The 22,068-nt window shown below is 65.2% G+C and carries 21 protein-coding genes; 12 read left to right on the top strand and 9 right to left on the bottom strand.

The window, feature by feature from the left end; genetic code table 11:
- Positions 1–144: 144 nt before the first annotated feature.
- From ABKS89_RS17690 to ABKS89_RS17710, 5 genes are all read right to left on the bottom strand, one after another.
- On the bottom strand, positions 145–1,371 hold the full coding sequence (locus tag ABKS89_RS17690; protein WP_348586337.1) for an MFS transporter: 1,227 nt from the start codon (positions 1,369–1,371) through the stop codon (positions 145–147).
- Between the two features lie 24 nt (positions 1,372–1,395).
- Positions 1,396–2,136: an SDR family oxidoreductase gene (locus tag ABKS89_RS17695; protein WP_348586339.1), complete on the bottom strand. Its 741-nt coding sequence runs from the start codon at positions 2,134–2,136 to the stop codon at positions 1,396–1,398.
- A gap of 68 nt (positions 2,137–2,204) precedes the next feature.
- Positions 2,205–2,789 carry a TetR/AcrR family transcriptional regulator gene (locus ABKS89_RS17700; protein ID WP_348586341.1) on the bottom strand — a complete coding sequence of 195 codons (585 nt, stop codon included), beginning with the start codon at positions 2,787–2,789 and terminating at the stop codon, positions 2,205–2,207.
- Positions 2,790–2,869: 80 nt separating this feature from the next.
- Positions 2,870–3,238, bottom strand: a complete 369-nt coding sequence (locus tag ABKS89_RS17705; protein ID WP_138214418.1) for a hypothetical protein — start codon at positions 3,236–3,238, stop codon at positions 2,870–2,872.
- A gap of 336 nt (positions 3,239–3,574) precedes the next feature.
- Entirely contained in the window at positions 3,575–5,158 is a 1,584-nt protein-coding gene (locus tag ABKS89_RS17710) for a GMC family oxidoreductase (protein WP_348586342.1), read from the bottom strand.
- 128 nt (positions 5,159–5,286) lie between these two features.
- Here ABKS89_RS17710 and ABKS89_RS17715 point away from each other — a divergent pair, with 128 nt between their 5' ends.
- Entirely contained in the window at positions 5,287–6,333 is a 1,047-nt protein-coding gene (locus ABKS89_RS17715; RefSeq protein WP_138214420.1) for an AraC family transcriptional regulator, read from the top strand.
- Between the two features lie 12 nt (positions 6,334–6,345).
- On the opposite strand, the gene ABKS89_RS17720 is transcribed toward ABKS89_RS17715, so the two are convergent.
- From ABKS89_RS17720 to ABKS89_RS17730, 3 genes are all read right to left on the bottom strand, one after another.
- The gene (locus ABKS89_RS17720; protein ID WP_348586344.1) at positions 6,346–8,880 is read right to left on the bottom strand and encodes a LuxR C-terminal-related transcriptional regulator; all 2,535 of its coding nucleotides are present in this window, start codon (positions 8,878–8,880) and stop codon (positions 6,346–6,348) included.
- A gap of 136 nt (positions 8,881–9,016) precedes the next feature.
- Entirely contained in the window at positions 9,017–10,387 is a 1,371-nt protein-coding gene (locus tag ABKS89_RS17725) for a DUF1329 domain-containing protein (RefSeq protein ID WP_138214422.1), read from the bottom strand.
- A gap of 16 nt (positions 10,388–10,403) precedes the next feature.
- The gene (locus ABKS89_RS17730) at positions 10,404–12,299 is read right to left on the bottom strand and encodes a DUF1302 domain-containing protein (RefSeq protein ID WP_348586346.1); all 1,896 of its coding nucleotides are present in this window, start codon (positions 12,297–12,299) and stop codon (positions 10,404–10,406) included.
- Positions 12,300–12,643: 344 nt separating this feature from the next.
- Between ABKS89_RS17730 and ABKS89_RS17735 the strand changes: the two genes are divergently transcribed.
- The 10 genes from ABKS89_RS17735 (at position 12,644) to ABKS89_RS17780 (ending at position 19,960) form a co-directional block, all read left to right on the top strand.
- A complete protein-coding gene (locus tag ABKS89_RS17735) occupies positions 12,644–13,255 on the top strand; it encodes a hypothetical protein (RefSeq protein WP_138214424.1) in 612 nt (203 codons plus the stop codon).
- Positions 13,256–13,470: 215 nt separating this feature from the next.
- A complete protein-coding gene (locus ABKS89_RS17740; RefSeq protein ID WP_348586348.1) occupies positions 13,471–14,061 on the top strand; it encodes a c-type cytochrome in 591 nt (196 codons plus the stop codon).
- Between the two features lie 9 nt (positions 14,062–14,070).
- Positions 14,071–15,126: a c-type cytochrome gene (locus ABKS89_RS17745; RefSeq protein WP_348586350.1), complete on the top strand. Its 1,056-nt coding sequence runs from the start codon at positions 14,071–14,073 to the stop codon at positions 15,124–15,126.
- A 325-nt stretch (positions 15,127–15,451) separates the two neighbouring features.
- Positions 15,452–16,288, top strand: a complete 837-nt coding sequence (locus ABKS89_RS17750; RefSeq protein WP_348586351.1) for a PhzF family protein — start codon at positions 15,452–15,454, stop codon at positions 16,286–16,288.
- A gap of 42 nt (positions 16,289–16,330) precedes the next feature.
- Positions 16,331–17,239, top strand: coding sequence for an alpha/beta fold hydrolase (locus ABKS89_RS17755; RefSeq protein ID WP_348586353.1), 909 nt, complete (start codon positions 16,331–16,333; stop codon positions 17,237–17,239).
- A 214-nt stretch (positions 17,240–17,453) separates the two neighbouring features.
- Complete coding sequence (locus ABKS89_RS17760; protein WP_138214431.1) at positions 17,454–18,041, top strand: hypothetical protein; 588 nt, start codon at positions 17,454–17,456, stop codon at positions 18,039–18,041.
- Positions 18,038–18,433 (top strand): hypothetical protein, encoded by a 396-nt coding sequence (locus ABKS89_RS17765; RefSeq protein ID WP_138214432.1) that lies wholly within the window; start codon positions 18,038–18,040, stop codon positions 18,431–18,433. The genes ABKS89_RS17760 and ABKS89_RS17765 overlap by 4 nt, the downstream gene beginning before the upstream one ends.
- A gap of 31 nt (positions 18,434–18,464) precedes the next feature.
- The gene (locus ABKS89_RS17770; RefSeq protein WP_348586355.1) at positions 18,465–18,785 is read left to right on the top strand and encodes a hypothetical protein; all 321 of its coding nucleotides are present in this window, start codon (positions 18,465–18,467) and stop codon (positions 18,783–18,785) included.
- Between the two features lie 68 nt (positions 18,786–18,853).
- Complete coding sequence (locus tag ABKS89_RS17775) at positions 18,854–19,372, top strand: hypothetical protein (protein ID WP_138214434.1); 519 nt, start codon at positions 18,854–18,856, stop codon at positions 19,370–19,372.
- Positions 19,373–19,483: 111 nt separating this feature from the next.
- Positions 19,484–19,960, top strand: coding sequence for a hypothetical protein (locus ABKS89_RS17780; protein WP_138214435.1), 477 nt, complete (start codon positions 19,484–19,486; stop codon positions 19,958–19,960).
- 61 nt (positions 19,961–20,021) lie between these two features.
- Here the strand turns inward: ABKS89_RS17780 and ABKS89_RS17785 are convergent, their stop codons facing one another.
- On the bottom strand, positions 20,022–20,921 hold the full coding sequence (locus ABKS89_RS17785; RefSeq protein ID WP_138214436.1) for a LysR family transcriptional regulator: 900 nt from the start codon (positions 20,919–20,921) through the stop codon (positions 20,022–20,024).
- 105 nt (positions 20,922–21,026) lie between these two features.
- Here ABKS89_RS17785 and ABKS89_RS17790 point away from each other — a divergent pair, with 105 nt between their 5' ends.
- Complete coding sequence (locus tag ABKS89_RS17790; protein WP_348586356.1) at positions 21,027–21,998, top strand: DMT family transporter; 972 nt, start codon at positions 21,027–21,029, stop codon at positions 21,996–21,998.
- Positions 21,999–22,068: the final 70 nt, after the last annotated feature.

Below are 22,068 nucleotides of genomic sequence, written 5' to 3' on the forward strand. Positions count from 1 at the left end.
GCAGGACTTATCGGTGCGAATCGCACAATGACTTTAACCGGGTCGCCAAACCCGCTCCCCTGTCGCTTTCACAAGGGTCGGGCGAGGTTATGGGGAAGGCGTACAGCGGTCAAGCGAGGACTGTTTGGCGTTTGTGGCTGTCGATCAGGCGGGGGCCCAGGCAGCGCGCCGATAGCCCAGCCAGACCAACAGGGCCGCCATTACCTGACTGCAAGCAAAGAGCAGGAACACCGCCCCCGTGCTCCACTGGGCAACGAGCAGGCTCCCGGCGATGGCGGGCGAGATGATCGCCCCCAAGCGGCCGGTCGCCAGCACCAGCCCCACGCCACTGGCGCGAATCGCGGCCGGGAAGGACTGCGGCGCGAGGACGAACAGCGCCGCGACCGTGCCATTGAGCGCCATCCCGGCGATGATGCCAACGGTAACGGGCAGCGCCGATCCGGCGACCAGCGAGGCCATGAGTACCATCACCAGGGCGTTGAGCAGCAGCAGTCCGAGCAGTAGAGCCCGTCCTCTACTGCGGTTCGCCGACAAGCCCACCAGCAACGCGCCAAGCATGCCACCGCAGGACAGTAGCAGCCCATCGACGGCCCCTTGCTGCTCGGTGAATCCGTTGCGGACCATCAGTGTCGGCGTCCAGCTCATCACGAAGTAGAAGCCCGCCATCGCCAGGAACAACGCCAGCGCGAGCGATGCGGTCAGCCGCCACTGATGGGCAGCGAACAACTGCCCGTAGACCTCGCTGCGCGGCACTCGCGCCGTGGTGGCTGCGAGCCTGATGAACTGCGGTGACTCGCGCAGCCAGAATGCGCCCGCCGCCGTGCCGGCCAGCGTGACTCCGCCACCGGCCAGGAACACATAGCGCCAGCCGATCCATTCATTGAACTGGTGCGCCAGCAGCCCGCCCAGGCCCGCGCCCAGGGCAAAGGCGACCGATTGCAAGGCAATGGCCAGGTTCCTCCGGCGTGGGCTGGCCGACTCGTAGGCCAGCACATTGGCGCCCACCAGTACCGCGCCGATGCCCAGGCCGGTGAGCACCCGCAGAAGCAGCAGCTGGAAGTAGTCCTGGCTGCAGAACGACAGCAACATGCTCAGGCCGCTCAACGACAGCGCCGCCAGCAGCAGTGGCCGGCGGCCGTGCAGATCCGCCCGGGAGCCGAGCAGCGAGCCACCGGCCATGCCCAGCAGGCTGGCGCTGAGCAACACGCCAAGCTGGCCCGCGCCCAGCCCCCACTCCGCGGACACCCGGCTGCCGGTAAAGGCCATCGCCATGGCGTCCAGCCCGTCGATGACGTTGAACAGCATGCACAGAATGACCACGCTCCATCGCGACTGCGGGCATGCGTCGTTCTCGGTCAGGGTTTTGCGCACGGTATCTTCCCGGGACATCGGCAATTACAGGGCATAGCCGCCATCCAGTGTCAGGCTTGCCCCGCTCATGTGGGCCGCTGCCGGGCTGGCGAGATACGAGACCAGCCCGGCGATTTCCGCAGGCTGGGCCACTCGCCCCAGCGGCACCTGCTCTGCGAGCGCCTGCAGGTGGGCTTGCGTCATGTCGGTCGCGGTAGGGCCCGGCTGGATATTGTTGACGGTGATCCGGCGTCCCGCCAGGTCCAGCGCAAGCCCCTGCACCAGCCGCGCCACGGCGGCCTTGGTCATCGAGTACACGGCGCCTTCCACCGACGTGCGACCGGATGCCGTGTTGCTGCCGATGGTGATCACCCGCCCACCGTCTCGCATGCGGGCTACCGCAGCCTGGACCGAGAGAATGACGCCGCGGATGTTCACGTCGAGCATCAGGTCGAGGTCCTCGACGCTGAGCGTATCGATGCGCGCAAGCCGCAGCACGCCGGCGTTGACGACCGCCACATCAAGCTCACCGAGTTGCGCGACTGCCGCCGACACCGCGTCCCGTATGGCGCTGGCGTCCTTGCTGTCGGCCTGGATGGCAAGCGCATGGCCGCCGCTGGCTTCGATCTCGTCGACCAGCGCCTGGGCGCTGTCCGGGCGTGAAACATAAGTCAGCGCCACCGAGAATCCGTCGGCGGCAAGTTGCCTCACCGCCGACGCGCCGATGCCTCGGGATCCGCCGAAAACCATGGCGACCTTGTTGCGCCCTGCTTCATTGATCTTCATCGCCTCACCTTTATTGACTGTTCAGTCCAAAATTTGACGAAAAAAAGCGCGCGAATAGCGTCGACTGTTCATTGGCTTTTCAGACGATCGACGGAGAAACGCGCCATCGCCTGGAGCGACCCGGCATCCGCGCCACCTCGGGCGCCGAGTTGGATACCCATCATGGTCATCTGGAGGAAAGACGCCGCCTCGGACGGATCGATCCGCGCGGCCAGCTCACCTTGCTCCTGCCCTTCGCGGATGCGCGACTGCAAGCCGGCGTGAAGCCGGGCGGAACCGCGCTCCGCAAGCGCTCGGACGTCGGCGTCGGTGCCACCGAACTCGCAGAGCGCACCAACGCCCATGCAGCCGAGAGCACGCAGCCCATCATCCGTTTCGATCAGTCCGACCAGCAGGTCCTCGATGCCTGCACTGGGCGATGCCGGACTGTGCAGCCGGCCCAGATGCCCGCGCAACGTGTTGGCCTGGTAGGCTTCCAGCGCTTCGAGATAGAGCGTGCGCTTGTCGCCGAAGGCGTTATAGAAACTCTGCCGACCGATACCCATCGCCTGCAGGAGATCCTCGGTCGAAGTGGCGGCGAAGCCCTTCGCCCAGAACACCCTTGTCGCGTGTTCCAGCGCCAGTTCCCGGTCGAATTCACGTGGTCTGCCCATGACGAGAGCCTCGCCTTATTGGACAGATCTGTCAATAATCATCGGGCGCCACTGATCGTAGCGCCCTCCTCCGCCGACCATCAGGCGACACCCGAGTCCTGCGACGAAGCCACACGCTTGCCCAGCGGCGTTCTGCCGAAACCATCGGCGGCCAGAGTCTGCTGTACCGGTGCTTCCGAGTTCACCCGCATGCCCAGGGGCGTCCGGCTGAAACCGTCCTCAGCAAGGGTTTGCTGTGCCGGCACTTCCGAGTCCACGCGCATGCCCAATGGAGTGCGGCTGAAGCCATCTTCAGCCAGCTGCGGTGCCACGTTCTTGTCGGCCAGGGGCGTCAGCTGGAAGCACACGGCGCCTTGGGCACAGCTGGCTTCAGCAGCAGCGTTGGCGTGCATGGCCACACCGGCGAACGAGAAGGCAACGGCGGTTACGAAGGTCTTCAGATTTTTCATGGCATCGATCCTCAAGGGGTAAGGGGGACAGCCCATCGGAGCAGGACACCACGCACTGGAGAACCTTGAGGTGCTTGCCGTGCCGCTGAGCTGTTGGTGCTCATTTAGAGCCCTTGGGGTATCTGCACCATGTCGAAAACAGTCGCCGTCATCTCCACGCATGTCAGAGCGGCCGCCAGATACATTGGCATACACAGGAGTTCCCGATAGCCGCCGGAACGCTGTTCGATTCCGCCATGGCAACACCACCTGAGAGCCATCCGCGCCCGGCGACCTACGCGGAACACCTCTTCCCGCTGCGTTGGCCAGGCGCCTGCCCAGCCACGCAGGCGCTGCTCAGTCCGCGATGATCCACTCCGCGGCGCGCTCCGCGATCATGATCGACGGGGCGTTAGTGTTGCCGCCGACCAGCGTGGGCATGATCGAGGCGTCGACGACTCGCAGCCCTTCGATGCCGTGTACGCGCAATTGCCCGTCCACTACCGCCATCTCGTCATTGCCCATCTTGCAGGTGCCGACCGGGTGGTAGACGGTATCGGTGCGCCTGCGCAGCAGATCGATCAGTTGCTCGTCGCTGGAGAGGTTCTGGCTGTACAGGTCCTTCAGGCCGTACCTGGCCAACGGTGCCTGGCCGACTATGTCCCGGACCATGCGGTAGCCCTTCAAGAGCGTGCTGACGTCGTCGTCATGGCCGAGGAAGTTCGGGTCGATACGCGGCGCGGCGAAAGGGTCTGCCGAGTGCAGGCCGACGCTGCCGATGCTTTTCGGCCGCAGCACGCAGACATGGCAGCTGAAGCCATGTCCCCAGTGCAGCTTGCGGCCATGGTCATCGATCGGGCCGATCACCGCATGCAACTGGATATCCGGGCGCGCCAGGTTCGCGGAGGTCTTCAGGAACCCGCCGCTCTCGGCGCAGTTGCTGGCGAAGGGGCCGGTGCGCTGGCGGGTGTAATCGAAGAAGGCCTTGCCCATGCGCACGGAGCCCCTGGCGGAAATGCCCAGCAGGGAGGTGTCATGGCTCTTGTAGCAGGCCACGATGTCCGGGTGGTCCTGGAGGTTTTTGCCCACGCCGGGCAACTCGTGCTGCAGGGCGATTCCGTGTGGCTTGAGATCGGCCTCTGCACCGATACCCGACAACATCAGCAGATGCGGGCTGCCGAACGCTCCCGCACTGAGCAGGACCTCCTTGCGCGCCTTGATCTCCAGGCGCTCGCCCTTGACCGACACCTGCATGCCCACGGCGCGCTTGCCTTGCAGCAGGATGCGCTGGGCCGTGGCTCCGGTAATCACCGTGAGGTTGCCGCGAAGCTCGCGGATGGGCTTGAGGAAGGCCGAAGCGGTGCTCCAGCGCCGGCCCTCGCGGATGGTCACGTCGTAGTGCCCCACCCCTTCCTGCTCGGCGCCATTGAAGTCCGCATTGCGCGAGTGCCCGGCCGACTGGGCCGCATCCAGGAAGGCGTTGGTGACCGCGTGCGGCTGCACCCGGCCGACATACAACTCGCCATCGCCACCATGGTAGTCACAGCCGCCGAGATGATGCCCCTCGCTCTTGCGGAAGTACGGCAGCACGTCGTCATAGCCCCACCCCGGATTGCCCAGGGCCTGCCAGTCATCGTAGTCGCTGCGATGCCCGCGGATGTAGATCATGCCGTTGATCGAGCTGCTCCCACCCAGGGTCTTGCCGCGCGGCTGGTAGCCGACTCGGCCGCCCAGTCCGGGTTGCGGGACCGTCTGCAAGGCCCAGTTCACATGGCGAGTCGGCAGGATGGCGGCGACGCCGATCGGCGTGTGGATCAGCGGCGAGGTATCTTCCGAACCGGCCTCCAGCAGGCACACCCGCACCGAGGGGGCGGCACTCAGACGATTGGCCAGTACGCAGCCGGCCGAGCCGGCACCCACGATGATGTAGTCGAATTCCATAATTGTTCTTCTCGGTTCGCGGACGATACGCACCGAGCAGCATTTCTCGGCGCAGACCGCTGGAATTCTTCGCCGCCGAGGCGCACATTAATTGACTTTCAACGACTGATTTTTGATTTTCGACGACTGTGACCGCCCTTATCCGCACGACCTCGTTCATCGGCTTTCCGCAGTTGGTCGCCCAGCTGGGCGGGGATTGCGAGCATTTGCTGGGCCGCTTCCAGATAGCCCCCGCCGCACTCGAAGACGACGAGGCACGGGTGCCGCTGCGCTCCCTGGTGGGCGTGCTCGAATGCGCCGCCAACGAACTGGACTGCCCCGACCTGGGCCTGCGCATGGCCGAATATCAGGACCTGCAGGTGCTCGGGCCGGTGGCGCTGATCGCACGCAATTCAGCGACGGTGGGCCAGGCGCTGGAGGAAATCTCGCGGTTCATCGGCTATCACAGCCCCGGCATCGATGTGCAGCTCGACCGCAGTGATCGCCAGGCGCCACGGCTGCTGATCGAGATTCGCCTGCCCGGCCCCACGCGCCTGCGGCAGATGCAGGAGCTGGCACTGGGAGTTGGCCACAACACCCTGAAGCTCCTGTGCGGCAGCCAGTTCAGCGCCCGCTCCGTGCTGATCAGCGGAGCCGGCGCACTGCCCCCCGCCCGCTACAAGCGCTATTTCAAGAGCCCGGCGTACTTCAACCAGGATTGCAACGCCCTGGTCCTGAGCAACGAGCAACTGGGCATGCGCATCGAACAGCAGGACCCGCAGCTGCACCGGGTGATGCTGGATTACCTGCGCCCCTTCGACGCCCAGGCTGCCGCAGGCCTGGTACGCCAGGTGGAAAACCTGATCCTGCGGACCCTGCCCACCCAGCGCTGCCGGATCGGCCTGATCGCCGAGCAGCTCGGCCTGCATGAGCGGGTGCTGCAACGGCGTCTGGCGGAGCTCGGCACGGGATTCGAGCAGGTGCTCGAACAGGCTCGCCGCTCCTGCGCGCAACGCTATCTTGCCGAGCGCCACATGCCGATGTCGCAGGTCGCGGGATTGTTGGGCTACAGCGAGCAGAGCGTGTTCAATCGCGCCTGCCGTCGCTGGTTCGACGACACGCCGCGCGGGATACGGCGACAACTGCTCGACGGCAACGCCGCAGTTGATCCCGACGGTCCGCCCGGCTATCGCTAGCGGAGCTTGACGCTACCTCACCAGTCCCAGTTCCTTGGCCCGGACAATGGCCTGTGTACGCCGGGCCACTCCCAGTTTCACGTTGATCTTCTGCGCATGGCTCTTGACGGTGTGCAACGAGATGAACAGCTGCTCGGCGATGTCCTGGTTGGACAATCCCAGGGCAATCATCTTCAGTACCGACAGCTCGCGCGGGCTGAGCAGCACTGCGGCAGACTGTTGGTCCTTTGGCCTGAGCGAGTCCTTGCCCCAGCGAATCAGGCCGGGATTGCGCAGGCTGCAGTGGTACTCGGCGCTGAGCATGCCGGTCTGCCGCGACAGCGCCATCGCGTCGAGCAACGCCCGCTGTGCGCCGCCCTGCTGGCCCTTGGCATAGAGCGCTTCAGCCATGCCGAACCACAACTCGATGGCGAGACTACGGCGCTCCTGCCGCAGGGCAGTCTTGAGCATGCTCTCGAAGGCTTCGCTGACGTCTTCACCCATCGCCTGGCGTGCATGCAGCAGCGCTACCTGCAGATGCTGAACCAGCTCGGGATTGCCATACGGTGGCCTGTAGCACTCTGCGCCGCTGTACTGCCGAAGCCCCTCTTCCAGCGCAGTACGAGCACGGCCGGCATTGCCTTCCTGAATCCACAGCCGGGCATAACCGAGCAGCAGCAGGTTCTGGTACAGCGGTTCGGTGATATTGCGGAACTGCAGCAGGCGTTCCGCATCGGCCAGACGCTGGTGAGCCTGGCCGAGTGACTTCTGCATCGCATCGAGTTCGGCCAGGCCGATGTAGCCCCAGGAGGCAGCCGGGTCCTCGCAGTCCAGGCACTCCTGCAGCCCGGCTTCATAGTGCCCACGGGCCATGGCGTAGTCGCCCCGCCGCGCCAGCAAGGCACCCATGCGCAGCCGCGTCCGGCCGCGCAGGGGGTTGGCCTCGCCCTTGCCCTCGACGCACAACTCCCGGTGCAACTGCTCGGTCAGATGAAGCGCCTGAGCGAGTTCGCCACGCATTTCCAGCAGCTGCACCTGCTGCAACAGCAGCACCGCTTCCAGCATGCGGCTTCCATGGCGGCGTGCCATCTTGATGGCATCGCGATGGAACTGCTCGGCCGTCTCCATTCGCCCATCGACGATTTCCACTTCGATCAGTGCGGTGAGCACGATCACGTGCTGCGCCCAGGCGGACTCCGGCAGATGCTCCAGCGCCTCGCGCAGGTGCCGTGCGTCAGCCTTGCCCCGGTGATATTCGAGTTTGCCGGACAGCGCCTGGCACTGCGCGAGCAGCTCACGCTGACGCTGCGCCGTCGGTTGCGGCAGGAAGCGTTGCAGTTGCGCCGCACAGTCTTCCGCCTCATCGAGGCGGCCGCTGATGAGCAGCGCCCAGGAGTTCAGGATCAACAGGCGTGGCGTGCTGGAGATCAGCTCGCCAGGCAGCAGGTTGCGCCACCTGAGCACTCGCGCCATCTGGCTGCCGTGCAGCAGCCGGTCGCGGGTGAAGTGCTGCAGCAGGCTGGCGGCTATCTCGGGTTGCTCGGCGAGCAGCGCGTAATCGATTGCCTGGCGAACCTGAGCGCGCCCGGCGGACCACTGGCAGGCATGGCGGTACAAGGCCCGCTTCAGGCCCTGGGCAACTTCCGCCGCCAGAATGCTGCCCACCGCCGGCCGAACGCGATACAATCCGAGATCCGCATCGAGCGTCTCGATGAACACACCCGCGTCGAGCAGTTGCTGCAGCAGTTGCTTGCCTTCGCCAGCGCCCAACACGTGATCGCACAGGGAGTCGTCGAAGTCCTGCAGGCAGGACAGCTTGCACAGCGCATCACGCAGCTCGCCGGAAAGCTCCGCAAGTACCTCCTGTTCCAGATAACGTCGCACCAGCGCGTTGCCCTGCATCGCCTCGGGCAACTGTCCGGGGTCTCGACCATGCAGGCGCAGACGGATGCCGGCGAACCAGCCATCGGTCTGCATCATCAGGGTCTGCACGCTGGTCACCGGCACCTCGCCATACAGGCTGCCCAGCAGTTCGCTCAGTTCGGCAGCCGTCATGGCCAGGTCTTCTGCACCGAGCTCCAGCAGCTCACCATCCAGCAGCAGACGCTCCAGTTTGCAGACCGGCCTGCGGCGACTGGCGATCCACCAGGACACGGTCGGCGCCGACGCCCGCAGCAAGAGTTCGAGGAGGCGGTCCATGCGCTCGTCCGCCGCTCGCGGCAGATCATCGAGCATGATCCAGAGCGCGCCTGCGCGTTGCGCCAGGCAGTTGAGCACGGAGATGGGATCGCTGTCGGCGAGCTCCAGCGCTGCGGCGAGCAGGCGCAGCAAGGCCACGTCGTCCAGCACCAGGCCCTTGAGGTCGAGCCATAGCACCTGGGTCTGTTCGGGACGGGCCAGGGCACATTCGCGCAGCAGCACGCTCTTGCCGCTGCCCGCCGGGGCGCAGATCAGCCGCAGCCGGCAGCGCGCTGCGAGCAGGATCTTGCTGAGACGGGGACGCGGCAGAAAGCCGGTGGGCAACGAGGGAACGCGGCACGGGTCTGAATAGATGTTCGCCGTGGACATGGCGTTACTCGCTGATACAAAGTCCGCCATGGTACGACTTGCCCCCGAGGCTGTATTGGGCTTGCCGACGATCAGGCATAAAAAAGGGCGGCTGTTCGGCCGCCCAACACGGAGTTGCTCGGTGAAACGGCCGAGGTCAGCGAACGCCCGTCTGGCGCAATGCTGCCGGGGTGTAGTCCGCGGCAAGCGCCTTGGCGCCGAACACGATGCTCTGCTTCTCTTCGTTCTTCAGGCCCATGACCGAGTAGCGGCCCGAGATGACATCGTAGAGAGTCTCGGCGGTGTAGCCCGGCACTTTCTGGTTGTAATACTGCTGCGCGTGACCCTCGCCGACACGCCAGAGCTGGCCACGGCCGTCGTAGTGGTCGACCTCGGCCAGTTGCCAGGTGTCCTCGTCGAAGAACATGTGGCGCTTGGCGTAGATGTGCCGCTCGCCCTCCCTGAGCGTACCCACCACTTCCCAGACCCGGTGCAGCTCGTAGCGGGTGAGGTCCTGGTTGATATGTCCCGGCTTGATGATGTCGTCGTACTTCAGCGACGGCGAGTCGAGCTTGTAGCTGTTGTAGGGGATGTACAGCTCCTTCTTGCCGACCAGTTTCCAGTCGTAGCGATCCGGCGAGCCGTTGTACATGTCGTAGTTGTCGGAGGTGGCCAGGCCGTCGGCGGCAGTTGCCGGGCCGTCGTAGGCGACCTGCGGAGCACGTCGTACGCGGCGCTGCCCGGCGTTGTAGAGCCACGCCTGGCGAGGCTCCTTCACCTGGTCGATGGTCTCGTGTACCAGCAGCACGTTACCCGCCAGACGCGCCGGCGCGGTCACCCGCTGGATGAAGTAGAAGAGGATGTTGTCGCCCTTGGCCTTGTCGAAGTCCGGCAGGTTGGCGGGATAGGACACTTCGTCTTCGAAGTGCACCATCGAGAACGATCCATCTACCTGCGGCTGCACGCGGGTGATGTAGCGATGGATGTTACCGCCGCGGTAACGCGTTTCGTGGTTCCACACCAGCTCTACGCCAGTCTTCGGGATCGGGAAGGCGTAGTAGTGGCTGTCGAAGTTCTGCAGGCCGTTACCGCCCCCGACCAGCTCGGTATGCTGCGCGCTGCTCCTGGCCGCGGCGTAGATGTCATCAGGCAGCGCCGCTGTACGGTGCGTCGGATACACCGGGATCTTGTAGCTGTCCGGATAGCGCTTGAACATCGCCATCTGGCCTTCGGTCAGCTTGTCCTTGTACTGCTCGGCGTTGGCCGCAGTGATGACGAACAGCGGCTTCTCGCTGGCGAACGGGTCGGCCAGGAAGCCCTTGGCATCTACCGCCCCGGCATTCACCGGCAGGCCACCGGTCCAGGCCGGAATACTGCCGTCGGCGTTACCCGCTTTCTCGGCGCCCATGGGCGTGAGGGTTCCACCCAGCTGCGCCACTTCGGCCGCCGGAGCGGCAGCCATCACGCTGCTGGCCAGTAGCGAGAGGGCCAGCACGCCGGATTTCAACAGTGTTTTCTGAGTCTGCATGGCAGGGTCCTCTGGGTTAGAAGTTCACGCCGAAACTGAGCGCGACGAAGTCCCTGTCGACCGACGTGTTGTAGTCGCCGCCAAAGAAGTCGGTATAGGAAAGGCTGGTGGTGTAGGTGTTGGCGTAGTCCGCATCGAGGCCGAAGCTGACCGCCTTGCTGCCTTCGTTGAACAGGCCGTTGGGACCGTAGCCGTGAACGTCGTGCGACCAGCTGATGTTCGGCCGCAGGTTCACCCCGGCGAAGACGCTGTTGTAGTCCCAGATCGCGCGGGCGCGGTATCCCCAGGAAGTGGCGGTGACGTAGCCGTCGTCGCTGCAGTTGGTGGTCAGGTTGGTGAAGTCGTTGTTGCCCACCGCACCGGCAATGGTGGTCTGGTTGAGCGCGCGGCAGGTATTGACCGGCCCGGTGGCGGGCAGCGGCCCCGGCCCGTAGACAGGGTCGCGGCCGTAACGCGCCTCACTGGTAGAGTCGAGCCCACCGACATGCACCACGCCCACCTCGCCCACCAGGGTCAGGCGCTCGGCGCCCATCACCTGATCGAAGAAGTGCGTCAGGGTGGTCTGGAACTGGGTGATCTCCTTGCGGCGATAGCCGTGCAGGTCACCACCCGGCGTGGCCTGGAGCACCGAGGCATTGCCGTAGGCCGCGTAGGCCACCGGGTTGATCGCCGCGAGCGGGCCGACGCCGGAGAACAGCAGGTCAGTCGTGTTGAGCTGGACGGGCGCGTTGGGACGGTAGCTGACTTCGCCACTCCAGGCCGTGCCGGTGGGCAGCGTGGTCGAGAAGCTCAGGCCGTACAGGTGGATGTCTTCCGGATACTCCATGAAGTAACTGGAATTCCCCGCCACCACCAGGGGCGCGGCTGCACCGGTGCGGCCGGCCACGTTGTAGAGGCTCTGCGAGGGCGCGCTGACGCTGAGGAACGGCGCGCGGCTGTGATAGTTCATGAAGTAAGCGCCGAACTCTGTGTTCAGCGGGTCGAACATGTAGCGCAGGGCCAGGCCCCATTGACCACTGTCACGGGCATCGCGATCCGCACCGCGGCGGACCAGGGTGCCCTCGCCGTTCTGGTCGATGTCCATGCTGGTGCCCGGCAGCGCGGCGTTGATCGCATTGCCGGCGGCGAGGTTGTTGGTCAGCAGGCGCAGGTTGTTGCTGCAGCCGTCGGCCACCACGTCCGCCTGGGAGAAGAAGGTGCCGCAGTTGTCGACGACCGTCTGGTCCCACTCCAGCTGGTAGAAGGCTTCTGCCGAGAGGCTGTCGGTCAGGCTCTGCGACACGTAGAACATGTTCACCGGGATCAGGCCTTCCCTGATCTCGGCACCGGGGCGGCGGAAGGCGGCAACGTCGATCGGGTTGACCGAGTTGATGCTGTTGAGGATGAAGGTGCTCTCCCCCCAGCTCACGACCTGCTTGCCCAGGCGGACCGAGCCCGGCTGATCGGCAATGGTGTAGTTGTGGTAGACGAAGGCATCGAGCATTTGCGCGCCGGCGGACTTCGCGCCCTCCTTGCGACCGCTGTCGTCGATGTCCTTGAACGGCCGGCTTTCGTCCTTGAGCTCGAAGTCGTACCAGTACTTGCCGCGCAGGAACATGCCGGTGTCTTCGTACTTCAGCTCGAGGTCGTGAATGCCCTTGAAGATCTTCGAGAAGGTCTTGCCCTTCTTGAAGTTCAGGTGCCCGTCATCGGTGGTCTGCGACAGGCCCTTGCCGCCGTTGTTGACGCCGATCAGATCCGGATCGCCGCCGCGCAGTGCCCAGCTGGCCCCCACGGACAGAGACGAGTCGAAGGTTCCCTCGACTTCACCGATATTGAACGTGACGGCCTGGGCCTGTGCGGCACAGCCCAGCGCGACGGCAAGCGCCAGGGCGTTAGGGGCGAATCCGGCGCGCGCTTTTGTTGTTGTCATGCGGCTTTCCCGTGGTTGGTGTTGGCCCGGGAAAACTAATCAGTACGAGACAGCGACGTAAGCGACGAAGTAGGGATTCAGAAACTCATACTTAGGTATGAGTGCAGCCCATCGCATTGCCCGCCGGCGACAGCAATTGCCGAATCTGGCCGCCAGCAAGAGAGCGGCAGAGCCCCTCGCCCAAGCTTTCCCCTGGCGCATGCCCTGTCGTGAAATGCTCATTGCTCCGACTGACTGGCGGGCAGATCCACCGGGTGCTTCCTCACCGCGCGTCTAAGCTCTTGCGACACAAGGGGCCTGGGGCGATCCCATGGAGTCGGGCCGCAAAGCCAAGGAGACTGCGCATGTTCAGATTCATCAAGACCACCATTGCCGGCGGGCTGCTCTTCATTCTTCCACTGGTTCTGCTGTTCATCCTCATCGAGAAGGCCATCCACCTGCTCAGCGGCCCCCTGCAGAAGGTGCTGCCGATCTTCGAGGGTTTCTCTGTCGCGGGAGCCACCTCCGTCACCGTGGCAGCCATCTTCGTGCTACTGCTCTTCTGCTTCCTGGCGGGCCTGCTGGCCAGGACCGCCGCGGCATCCAGAGCGCTACGGGCGCTGGAAGACCGGCTACTCGGCAATCTGCCGGGCTACCAGTTGCTCAAGGACGCGACAGCCCGCTTCACCGGCATGGAGAACATCGAGGGAGCGCGGGTCGTGATGGTCATCCAGGAAAGTGGCTACAGGTTCGGCCTGTGCCTGGAAAGCCGGGAAGACTGGCTGCTGGTCTACATGCCTGACGGCGGCCCCGCAGGCGGCACCGCAGGCGAGGTGCAGACACTGACCGCGGATGCCGTGGTGATGACCGACATCCCCTGGCTTTCGCTTCTGGCCTGCCTTCGCCGGGGTGGGCGCGGCGCACTGGAGCTGGCAGCGCCCTACCTGGACGGGAAAGCGTTACCCGCCCGTGACTGACGATCTACCGCGCCAGTGCGCAAGGTGCGCAGCCATCGCCGCCGTGCTCGGGAGGCTGGTGGCCGGAGAGGCCTGCAGGTCACGTCGCCCCACCACTCGCTCTGTCACTGGCGACATCGAGCTGCCTGGAGCGCCGGCCCGGCAATGACGCCGTCCACGCCGGATCGCGCCGTCTACACTCAGCGCAGTCGCAGCATGTAGAGGCGGGAAACTCGATGCTCAGATGGCCTTCTGTCGTACTGATTTCATGTATTGCCGGAGCGGCCGTCGCCGACGAAGTACCGGATGCTGTTCAAGCCTGTGCGGTCTGCCATGGAATGCATGGCGAGGGCACCGCACAAGGGCCGGTGCTGGCCGGGCTGTCGGCCAGCTACATCTCCGCGCAGGTCGCGAACTTCAATGCAAGACGACGCAGCAATGCACTGATGGGGCCGATGGCGGAAGCCTACGCCTCGGCCGATCTGCTGCAGCCTGCCGCTGCCTACTTCGCGGCGCAAGGCAAGACACCAGCGCTGCAGGTGCGGGGCCAGAACCCGGCCGCCTCCCCGGCGGAGAAAATCTACTACCAGGGCGACATGGCTCGCGACATCCCGGCCTGCTTCAGCTGTCACGGCCCCTCGGCCATCGGCGGCGGCCCCTTCCCGAGACTGGCCGGGCAGCAGGCGAGCTACCTGGAAGCCCAGCTGAACGCCTGGCGCAAGGGCGAACGCAGCGGCGATCCGGACGGCATGATGGCGGCCATTGCCAAGCGTCTGAACGACAAGGACATCACTGCGCTGGCCAGTTATCTGGCGGCGATTCGCTGAGGAGCGCCCATGAACAGGCCCTTGTTCTACCTGTCGCTGGCAGGATGCATCGCGTTGCCCGCCCATGCTGCCGACGCAGTGAGCACCGCCATGGAAGAAATCACCGCGCAACCCAAGGCCAGGGACGCCCACTACTTCACCCCGCGGGACCTTGCGAGAATCCCTGACGGCGCCTTTGGCGACAAGATCCGCCGCGGCTATCAGCTGATCGTCAACACCCAGCAGCTCAAGGGGCGCTACGTCGGCAACCAGCTGAACTGCACCAACTGCCACCTCGACGCGGGCACCAAGGCCTATGCCGCCCCGCTGTGGGCGGCCTACCTGGCCTACCCGGCCTTCCGCAAGAAAGACAATCGGGTGAACAACTTCGCCGAACGCGTGCAGGGCTGCTTCAACTACTCCATGAACGGCAAGGCCCCCGAACTCGGCTCGCCCGAGCTGGTGGCCATCTCCGCCTATTCCTACTGGCTGCTCATGGGCGGCCTGCTGGACATGTACGGCATGCGGGACAAGCCTGTGCCCGAGCTCAACGATGAGGCGCTGCAACGCGGTGGTCGCGACGAATCCTTCAAGCTGCCGGGACCGTTGACCGGCAAGGTGAAGATGGAAGGACGCGAACGGATGCCTGGGCGCGCCTTCGCCGCCCTGCCCGAGCCACCGCTGGCCTACTCGCCGCAACGAGGCGAACAGGTTTACGCGCAGCACTGCGCCGTCTGCCACGGCGCACAAGGCGAAGGGCGCAAGATGGCCGACGTGCCGGTGATCCCGGCGTTGTGGGGAGCCGATTCGTACAACTGGGGCGCCGGCATGCATCGCGTCAACACAGCAGCCACCTTCATCTACGAGAACATGCCGCTGGGCAAGTCCGTGCAACTGAACGTCCAGCAGGCCTGGGACGTGGCGGCCTACCTGAACAGCCAGGAACGGCCACAGGACCCGCGCTTCGACGGCAACGTCGCCAGCACGGCCAAGCGCTTCCACGGCTCAGATCAGGGCTACTACGGCCAATCCGTCAACGGTGTGCTGCTCGGCAGCAAGGCATTTCCGGCTGGTGTCGGGCACTGAGCCGGCAGGCTCCTCCGACGAGCACAGGTCTGAAAGTCCGACAATCAGAAAGGGGGCCCCATGGCATAGATACTGCTCAAGGCAAAACACGAGCTCATCGAGGCGCCGCCGCCGCCCCTCTTCTTCCTCGTCATCCTGCACATCGTCGCCGTCATTCGCGCACTCATGACCGATGCTCGGCCGGGCACGCTCGGAAGTCTGCCTGGCGGCGCAGGCGCCCTGTCGCCAAGAGCATCCTGACTGGGCAGCCTTTCATTGTTCTCGCGCAGTGATTAGTCTCGCGCCCGACCACTAGTGCCCCGCCGATCCCTACCAAGGAAATCCGATGCCGCTCGCCTTGCAGTTCGAACAGGTCGATGTCTTTGCCGAACACCCCTACGAAGGTAATGCGCTGGCCGTAGTAGTGGATGCCGACGAGCTGACCACCGAGCAGATGCAGGCGTTTGCGCGGTGGACGCAACTCAGCGAGACCACCTTTCTGTTGAAGCCGCAAACGCCGGAAGCGCATTACCGCGTGCGCATCTTTACCCCGCTGCGCGAACTGCCCTTTGCCGGCCACCCGACTCTGGGAAGCTGTCAGGTATGGCTGGATCAGCAGGAAAACCCCGAACTCGCCGAGATCATCCAGGAGTGCCCGGCGGGCCTGATTCGTGTCCGCCGGCAAGGTCCGCAGCTGGCTTTTTCCGCCCCGCAGCTTCTGCGCAGCGGGCCGCTGGATGCCGCGACGCTCAATCGCATCGAACAAGGTCTCGGCCTCACTGCGGCGCAGATACGCGCCAGCCAGTGGGTCGACAACGGTCCTGGCTGGGCCGGCGTGCTGCTGCGCAGTCGCGATGAAGTGCTGGGCATCAGGCCCGACTACGCCGCACTGCAAGGGCTGAACGTAGGCGTCATTGCTTCGTGGATGGGCCCGGATGCTGAAGCCGATGTGGAAGTCAGAGCTTTCATGGGCGAGGAATGCAACGAGGACCCCGTCACGGGCAGCCTGAATGCCGGACTGGCTCAATGGCTGATCAGCGCGGGCACCCTGAGCGAGCGCTACACCGTCAGCCAGGGCACCGCACTGGGACGCCGGGGTCGACTGCAGATCGAAAGCATTGCCGGGACCCTCTGGGTGGGCGGTGCGGTACAGCGCTGTATTTCCGGCAGGGCCCTCTTCTAAAAGGGGACTACGCTCCTCCAGTCGACCTCTGGAGAGTTCACGATGATCCGCTCCCTGCTGACCGCATCCCTGCTGGTGATCCTGAGTGTTCCGGCCCAGGCCGGCGTGGTGGCTTTCCCCTCCTCCTTTCGTACCCAGAACGTCGCCGTAGACGGCGCGACCATCCACGTGCGCGTCGGCGGCAACGGGCCGGCGGTGGTGCTGCTGCATGGTTTCGGCGATACCGGCGACATGTGGGCACCGCTGGCCACGGACCTGGCCAAGGACCACACCGTCGTGGTGCCGGATCTGCGCGGCATGGGCCTGTCGTCGATCCCTGCCGGCGGCTACGACAAGAAGACCCAGGCCGGCGACGTTCGCGCGGTGCTGGCGTCGCTGGGCATCGAACATTCGGTGGTGGTCGGCCATGACATCGGCACCATGGTCGCCTACGCCTATGCGGCGCGTTACCCGCAGCAGACCGAGCGCCTGGTAGTGATGGACGCTCCCGTGCCCGGTATCCCCCCGTGGAATGACATCGTCCGCTCGCCGATGCTCTGGCACTTCGACTTCGGCGGCGCCGACATGGAACGCCTGGTAGCCGGGCGCGAGCGCATCTACCTGGACCGCTTCTGGAACGAGTTCGCCGGCGACCCGCACAAGGTCGACGAAGCCACCCGGCAGCACTACGCCAAGCTCTATGCCCGCCCCGGTGCGATGCATGCGGCCTTCTCCCAGTTCCGCAGCATTCGCCAGGATGCCGTGGACAACGAGGCGTCGAGCAAGACCAAGCTGACGATGCCGGTGCTGGCCGTCGGCGGTGAGAAATCCTTCGGCGCCAATGAAGCCATCGTCATGCGCAATGCCGCCGACAACGTCACCGAAGTGGTAGTGCCGGGTGCGGGTCACTGGCTGATGGAAGAGGCGCCGACCCAGACGATCCAGGCGATTCGCCAGTTCATCTCACCCTGACGGGCAGGCCTCCCCTGCAGGAGCGGGCCATGCCCGCGAAGAGCGCCAACAGGCGCTCTTCCGTTCCCTCCTCGCCGCAAAAAACTTCACTGCCGTCTGTCACAAAAATCCTACAAGCAGGTTGACCATCAATACCTGCGCCTCTAGTTTCCTACCCTTCTTTCGCCGGGGTGCGCTGCGCTCAGGCGATCACAACGGCAAAGGAATGTCCGTCATGCTCAAGCCCCTCAGGCCCTGGCTGCCTGCCCTGCTGCTTTGCAGCCCGCTCGCCGCGCAAGCGGAAGGCCCTTCTGGCGATTTCTGGCTGATTCACCAGCAGGGCAGCCTCTACAAGAACGAAATCTTCGTCATCGATGGCGACCCCGCCAACATCTACGACCGCAAGAACGGCGTGCGCTCGCTGGGTGTCTACGAGTTCTACGAGGAAGGCGCCAAGCCGACCTTTACCGCCTATGACGTCGAGGTCGACTGCGCGAAGAACCGCGTGCGCCTCAATGGCGCGCAGAACTACGACAAGTTCTACAACGACATCCGTCCGAAGAAGGTCTCCAAGGAATGGCAGAAGAAGCCCGAGGCGTGGATCGCCCAGAGCCGTGACTTCCTCTGCAAGCCGGACGCCCACGTGGAACAGAAGATGTACCCGCTGGGCAAGATGCCGATGCTGCAACTGGTCTCCGCCGCTCCAGGCCTGTTCCAGCTGCGCAACCGCGAGCACGCCAAGAACCTGATCCTGGAAATGGTGGACAAGGGCTTCGAGCAGATGCCCGTGAAGAACGCACCGGCCAAGGAGGGCGTGCAATGAAAAGACTACTCGCACTGGGGATGATCGCCATCCTGCTCGGCGGCTGCTCCGCCATTCCCACCCTGCCCGAAGCGCAGGCCCGCAGCTACTGGAAGGGCCGCCCGGCCGGCGACGCCATCGACCACTTCGGCGCGCCCAGCGATATCGGCCTGGCGCCGGAGAACGACTGGGTCGTGCTGATCTACCGCCGCGACACCTCCTACGTCTCTCGTGAAGCGCTCGGCACCTACACCGGTCCGCAGAACGGCCAACTGGTGCACACGGAGTACTGGGGCGATGTGGTCCATTCGGCCAGCTGCGAAATCCGCGTCGCCATCAACCGCGCCCGGCAGGTGGACTACCTGCTGACCCGCGGCAATTGCGGCGGCATCGCACTGAAGCCGGAAGCCTGAGCCCAGGCCCCCTCAAGGACGAGACAAAACCATGGCTAACCTGAACTATCTGGCGAAAGCCGTCTTTGCGCTGCTCGGCCTCCTGGCCATCGGCTCACAGGCGTCTGCCGAAGAGGTCAGGGTGACAGAACTGCTGCGCAGCGGCTACGAAGTGAAGGCCGCCTACGTGGCGCCGGGCCGCGTCACCCAGATCCATTTCCTGATCCTGCAGAAGGGCACGTCGGTCTACCAGTGCGGCACCTACGAGGCCAGCTCCCTTGCCCAGCAGTTCTACGACTACTCCAACACCTACTCCTGCTCGGCGGTGGGTGACTGGGTAGCGAAGAACGCTATTCCCGGCCTCAAGCAGTAATCCCGCGAAGGTCAGCATCCACGATGCTGACCGGACCGCGCCCACCCCAGTCAAGGATGACCTTCTCCGTGAAACTGCACCTGCTGCCCGCCAGCCTGCTGCTTGCCTGTACCCTCGCCCACGCCGCCGATCAGCCGCCGGTGCCCAAACCCCTGGAAGAACAGGTCAGCCGCCTGGTGGAGCTGTACAAGGACAGCTTCGCCACCGGCTACCCCGAAGCCACCCATGTGCAGACCTTGAAGACCGGCCAGGACACCGAGATCACCCTGGCGGTATTCACCATCGAAGGCTTCGACATGGGCAACAACTACAGCCAGTACCTCGCCGTCTTTTCCTCCACGCCCAATGAAGAAGGCCAGGAGCATTACAGCCTGCTGGATGCGATGCAGATCGGCGGCGGTGGCTGGCGTTCGGTCGAGAAGCTGGACGCCCGGCTGATCGCTGACCCGGCGGGCAAGCGCACCCTGATCGACGTCCCGGTGATGGAAAACACCGATGACGACTCGCCCAACTTCCCCAGCCGCGCCGGCGTGATTCACCTGGCCCTGGAGGGCTCGCAGGCGCCCCGGCTGGTGGAGCAGAACTGAGGCGGCGCGCCCGAAGTACCAGGCCCGATACCAAGTCGATAACAAACCGATCTAAATTTCTCTCCCTGGCGGCCGCCATTGCGGATAACCATCCTCAGCGGGAGCCCGTCCATGACTACCATCAGCGCCGTCAGCGCCACCAACGTTCGCTACTCCACCGCCTCGACTGCGGCCGCCTCGACCTCTGCCGCGAGCAGCGAGGACAGCGCCACCAGCGATGCCACCAGCACTTCCCAGACCACGGCCAGCTCTTCCACTCAGGCTGCTGGCGGAGCGGCCGGCGGCGCTGCCGGCGGAGCGAGCGGCAGCTCCGACAGCAGTTCCGACACCACCCTGGAGAAACTCAAGCAGGCCATGGAGCAGGCGCAGAAGGAACTGGAAGAGGCCGAGCAGGAACTGGCCAAGGCCAGCCAGGGCGGTGGCCAGACCGAGGAAGAGAAGCAGGCCCAGCAGATCGCCGCGCAGGCCGCTCAGGCCCGCGTTTCGTCCGCCTCGGCGGCGGTAGCGGCGGCCACCGCGGCCTACTCCGAAGCCCTGACCGACTCGGGCAGCAGCACCAGCGGCACTTCGGTGAACACCACCGCATGAAGCCGTGCGGCCAGATATCAGCACTGCCCAGACTGGCCGCTCCGCACTCCCCTGCCACCTTTCAGCGAGCGGCGGCGCCCTCGTTCATCAGGTAAGTCACCAGCTGCCGCGCGTGGGACGACAGCGCATCCCAGTCGGCGACGCAGATGCGCAGTTCGCGGGTGGCCCAGGCGTCGGCGAGAGGCACCACCACCGCCGGCAGCTCCTGAGCCATGCGTGTAGCAGCCGCCTCCGGGAGCATGGCCACGCCCACACGCTGGGCGACCAGTTGGGCAATGGCATCGAAACTCGGCGCGCGCACCCGCACCTTGAGCGGCATGGCGTTGCGCACCGCCATCGCCTCGACGAAACGCTGCATGGCGCGCTCGGCCGGCAAGCAGACGAAGGGGTAGCTCAGCGCATCGCGCAGGCTCGGCAGCTGCTGGCTGGCCAGCGGATGATCCTGCGGCACCAGCAGTACCAGCTTGTCGTTGCGGAACGGCAGCGACAGCAGGCCGGCGGTGGGCAGGTTGCCGTCGTAGACGCCGATGTCGATCTGCCCTTCCTGCACGGAGCGCAGCACATCCTTGCTGTTCTGCTCAGTCAGTTGCAGGTCCACTTCCGGGTAATCCGCCAGGAACGGACCGAGCGCGGTAGGCAGGAACGTGCTGTTGGCCACCGTGGAAGCCGCCAGGCGCAGGGTGATGCGCCGCTCTCCGCTCAGCTCCTGCAGGGTGTCCCTGAGCTGTCGGGCCTCCTTCAGTACGCGCTGGCTGGCCTCCAGCACCAAGCGGCCGGTTGGCGTGAGGGTCATGCCGTCGCTGTGCCGGGCGAACAGGGAGAGCCCGCAGCGTTCCTCGAACAGGCGCAGGCGGTTGCTCGCCGCCGAGACCGCCACCGGTACCGACGCCGCCGCCTTGCTCAGGCTGCCGGTGCTGGCGATGGCCGCGATCAGGCGCAGATCGGCAAGGTCGAAATGCATGAAGCGTTCTCCAAATTCGAAAGCCACGTTCGCCAAGTTGCGATTCTAGTGGAATTGCCTTCTCTCTAGAATAAAGCCTTTCTTCTGCCTAGCACCCGTGCCGCCATGAATAGTCTGACCTCCCTCTACCAGCGCAGCCTGCGCAACGGCGTGTTCTTCGCCGTGCTGTCCGCCACCGGCTTCAGCCTCAAGGCGGTCTTCGTGAAACTCTCCTACGCTGCCGCGCCGGTGGATGCGGTGACGGTGCTGGCCATCCGCATGGGCCTCGCGCTGCCACTGTTCCTCTGGCTGATCTGGCTGAGCCGTAGCCCGGAACAGGCTCGCCTGACGCTGACCGATGGCGTGCGCACCCTGCTGCTCGGGCTGTTCGGCTACTACCTGTCCAGCCTGTTCGACTTCTACGGCCTGCAGTACATCAGCGCCGGGCTGGAACGGCTGATCCTGTTCACTTACCCGACCCTGGTGCTGCTCCTGCAGATGGCCGTGAACCGCGAGCGCCCCGACTCCCGCACCCTGGTGGCCATGGGCTTGTGCTACCTGGGCCTGGGCATCGCGCTGGTGCATGACATTCGCGTGGAAGGCGGCGACGGACAGATCCTGCTGGGCGCCCTCTGGGTATTCGCCAGCGCCGTGACCTATGCCCTCTACTACATGGGCACAGCCGCCGTGGTGCGGCGCGTGGGCTCGATGCGACTGGCCGGGCTGGCCGGCGGCGCTTCATCGGTGATGGTGCTGATCCACTACGCGGTGAGCGGCGACGTGCAGCAACTGGCGGTACTGCCCGGCGCGGTGTGGGTCCACGGTTCCCTGATGGCGCTGATTTCCACCGTGCTGCCGATCTACTGGATGGCGCTGGCGATCCAGCGCATGGGCGCCACCCATGCTGCCGCGTTCGGCAACCTCGGCCCGGTGCTGACCGTGTTCGCATCCTGGGCACTGCTGGGCGAGGCGATCACGGTCTACCAGATTGCCGGACTGGCGCTGGTGCTTTTCGGGGTTTCGCGGTTGTCCGGGGCCAGGGCGGCTCCCCAGCCTGCGCCAAAGCGTCAGGCCGAGGATTGCAAGGCAGCGGGTTGAGCGCGTCCGCAGGGATGGCCGGCAAGCTCGCAACGGGAGTAAAGCCCTCGGCGTGCCAGTAACCCTCCGG

This window comes from Pseudomonas sp. LABIM340 (assembly GCF_040017195.2).
Lineage (GTDB): Bacteria > Pseudomonadota > Gammaproteobacteria > Pseudomonadales > Pseudomonadaceae > Pseudomonas.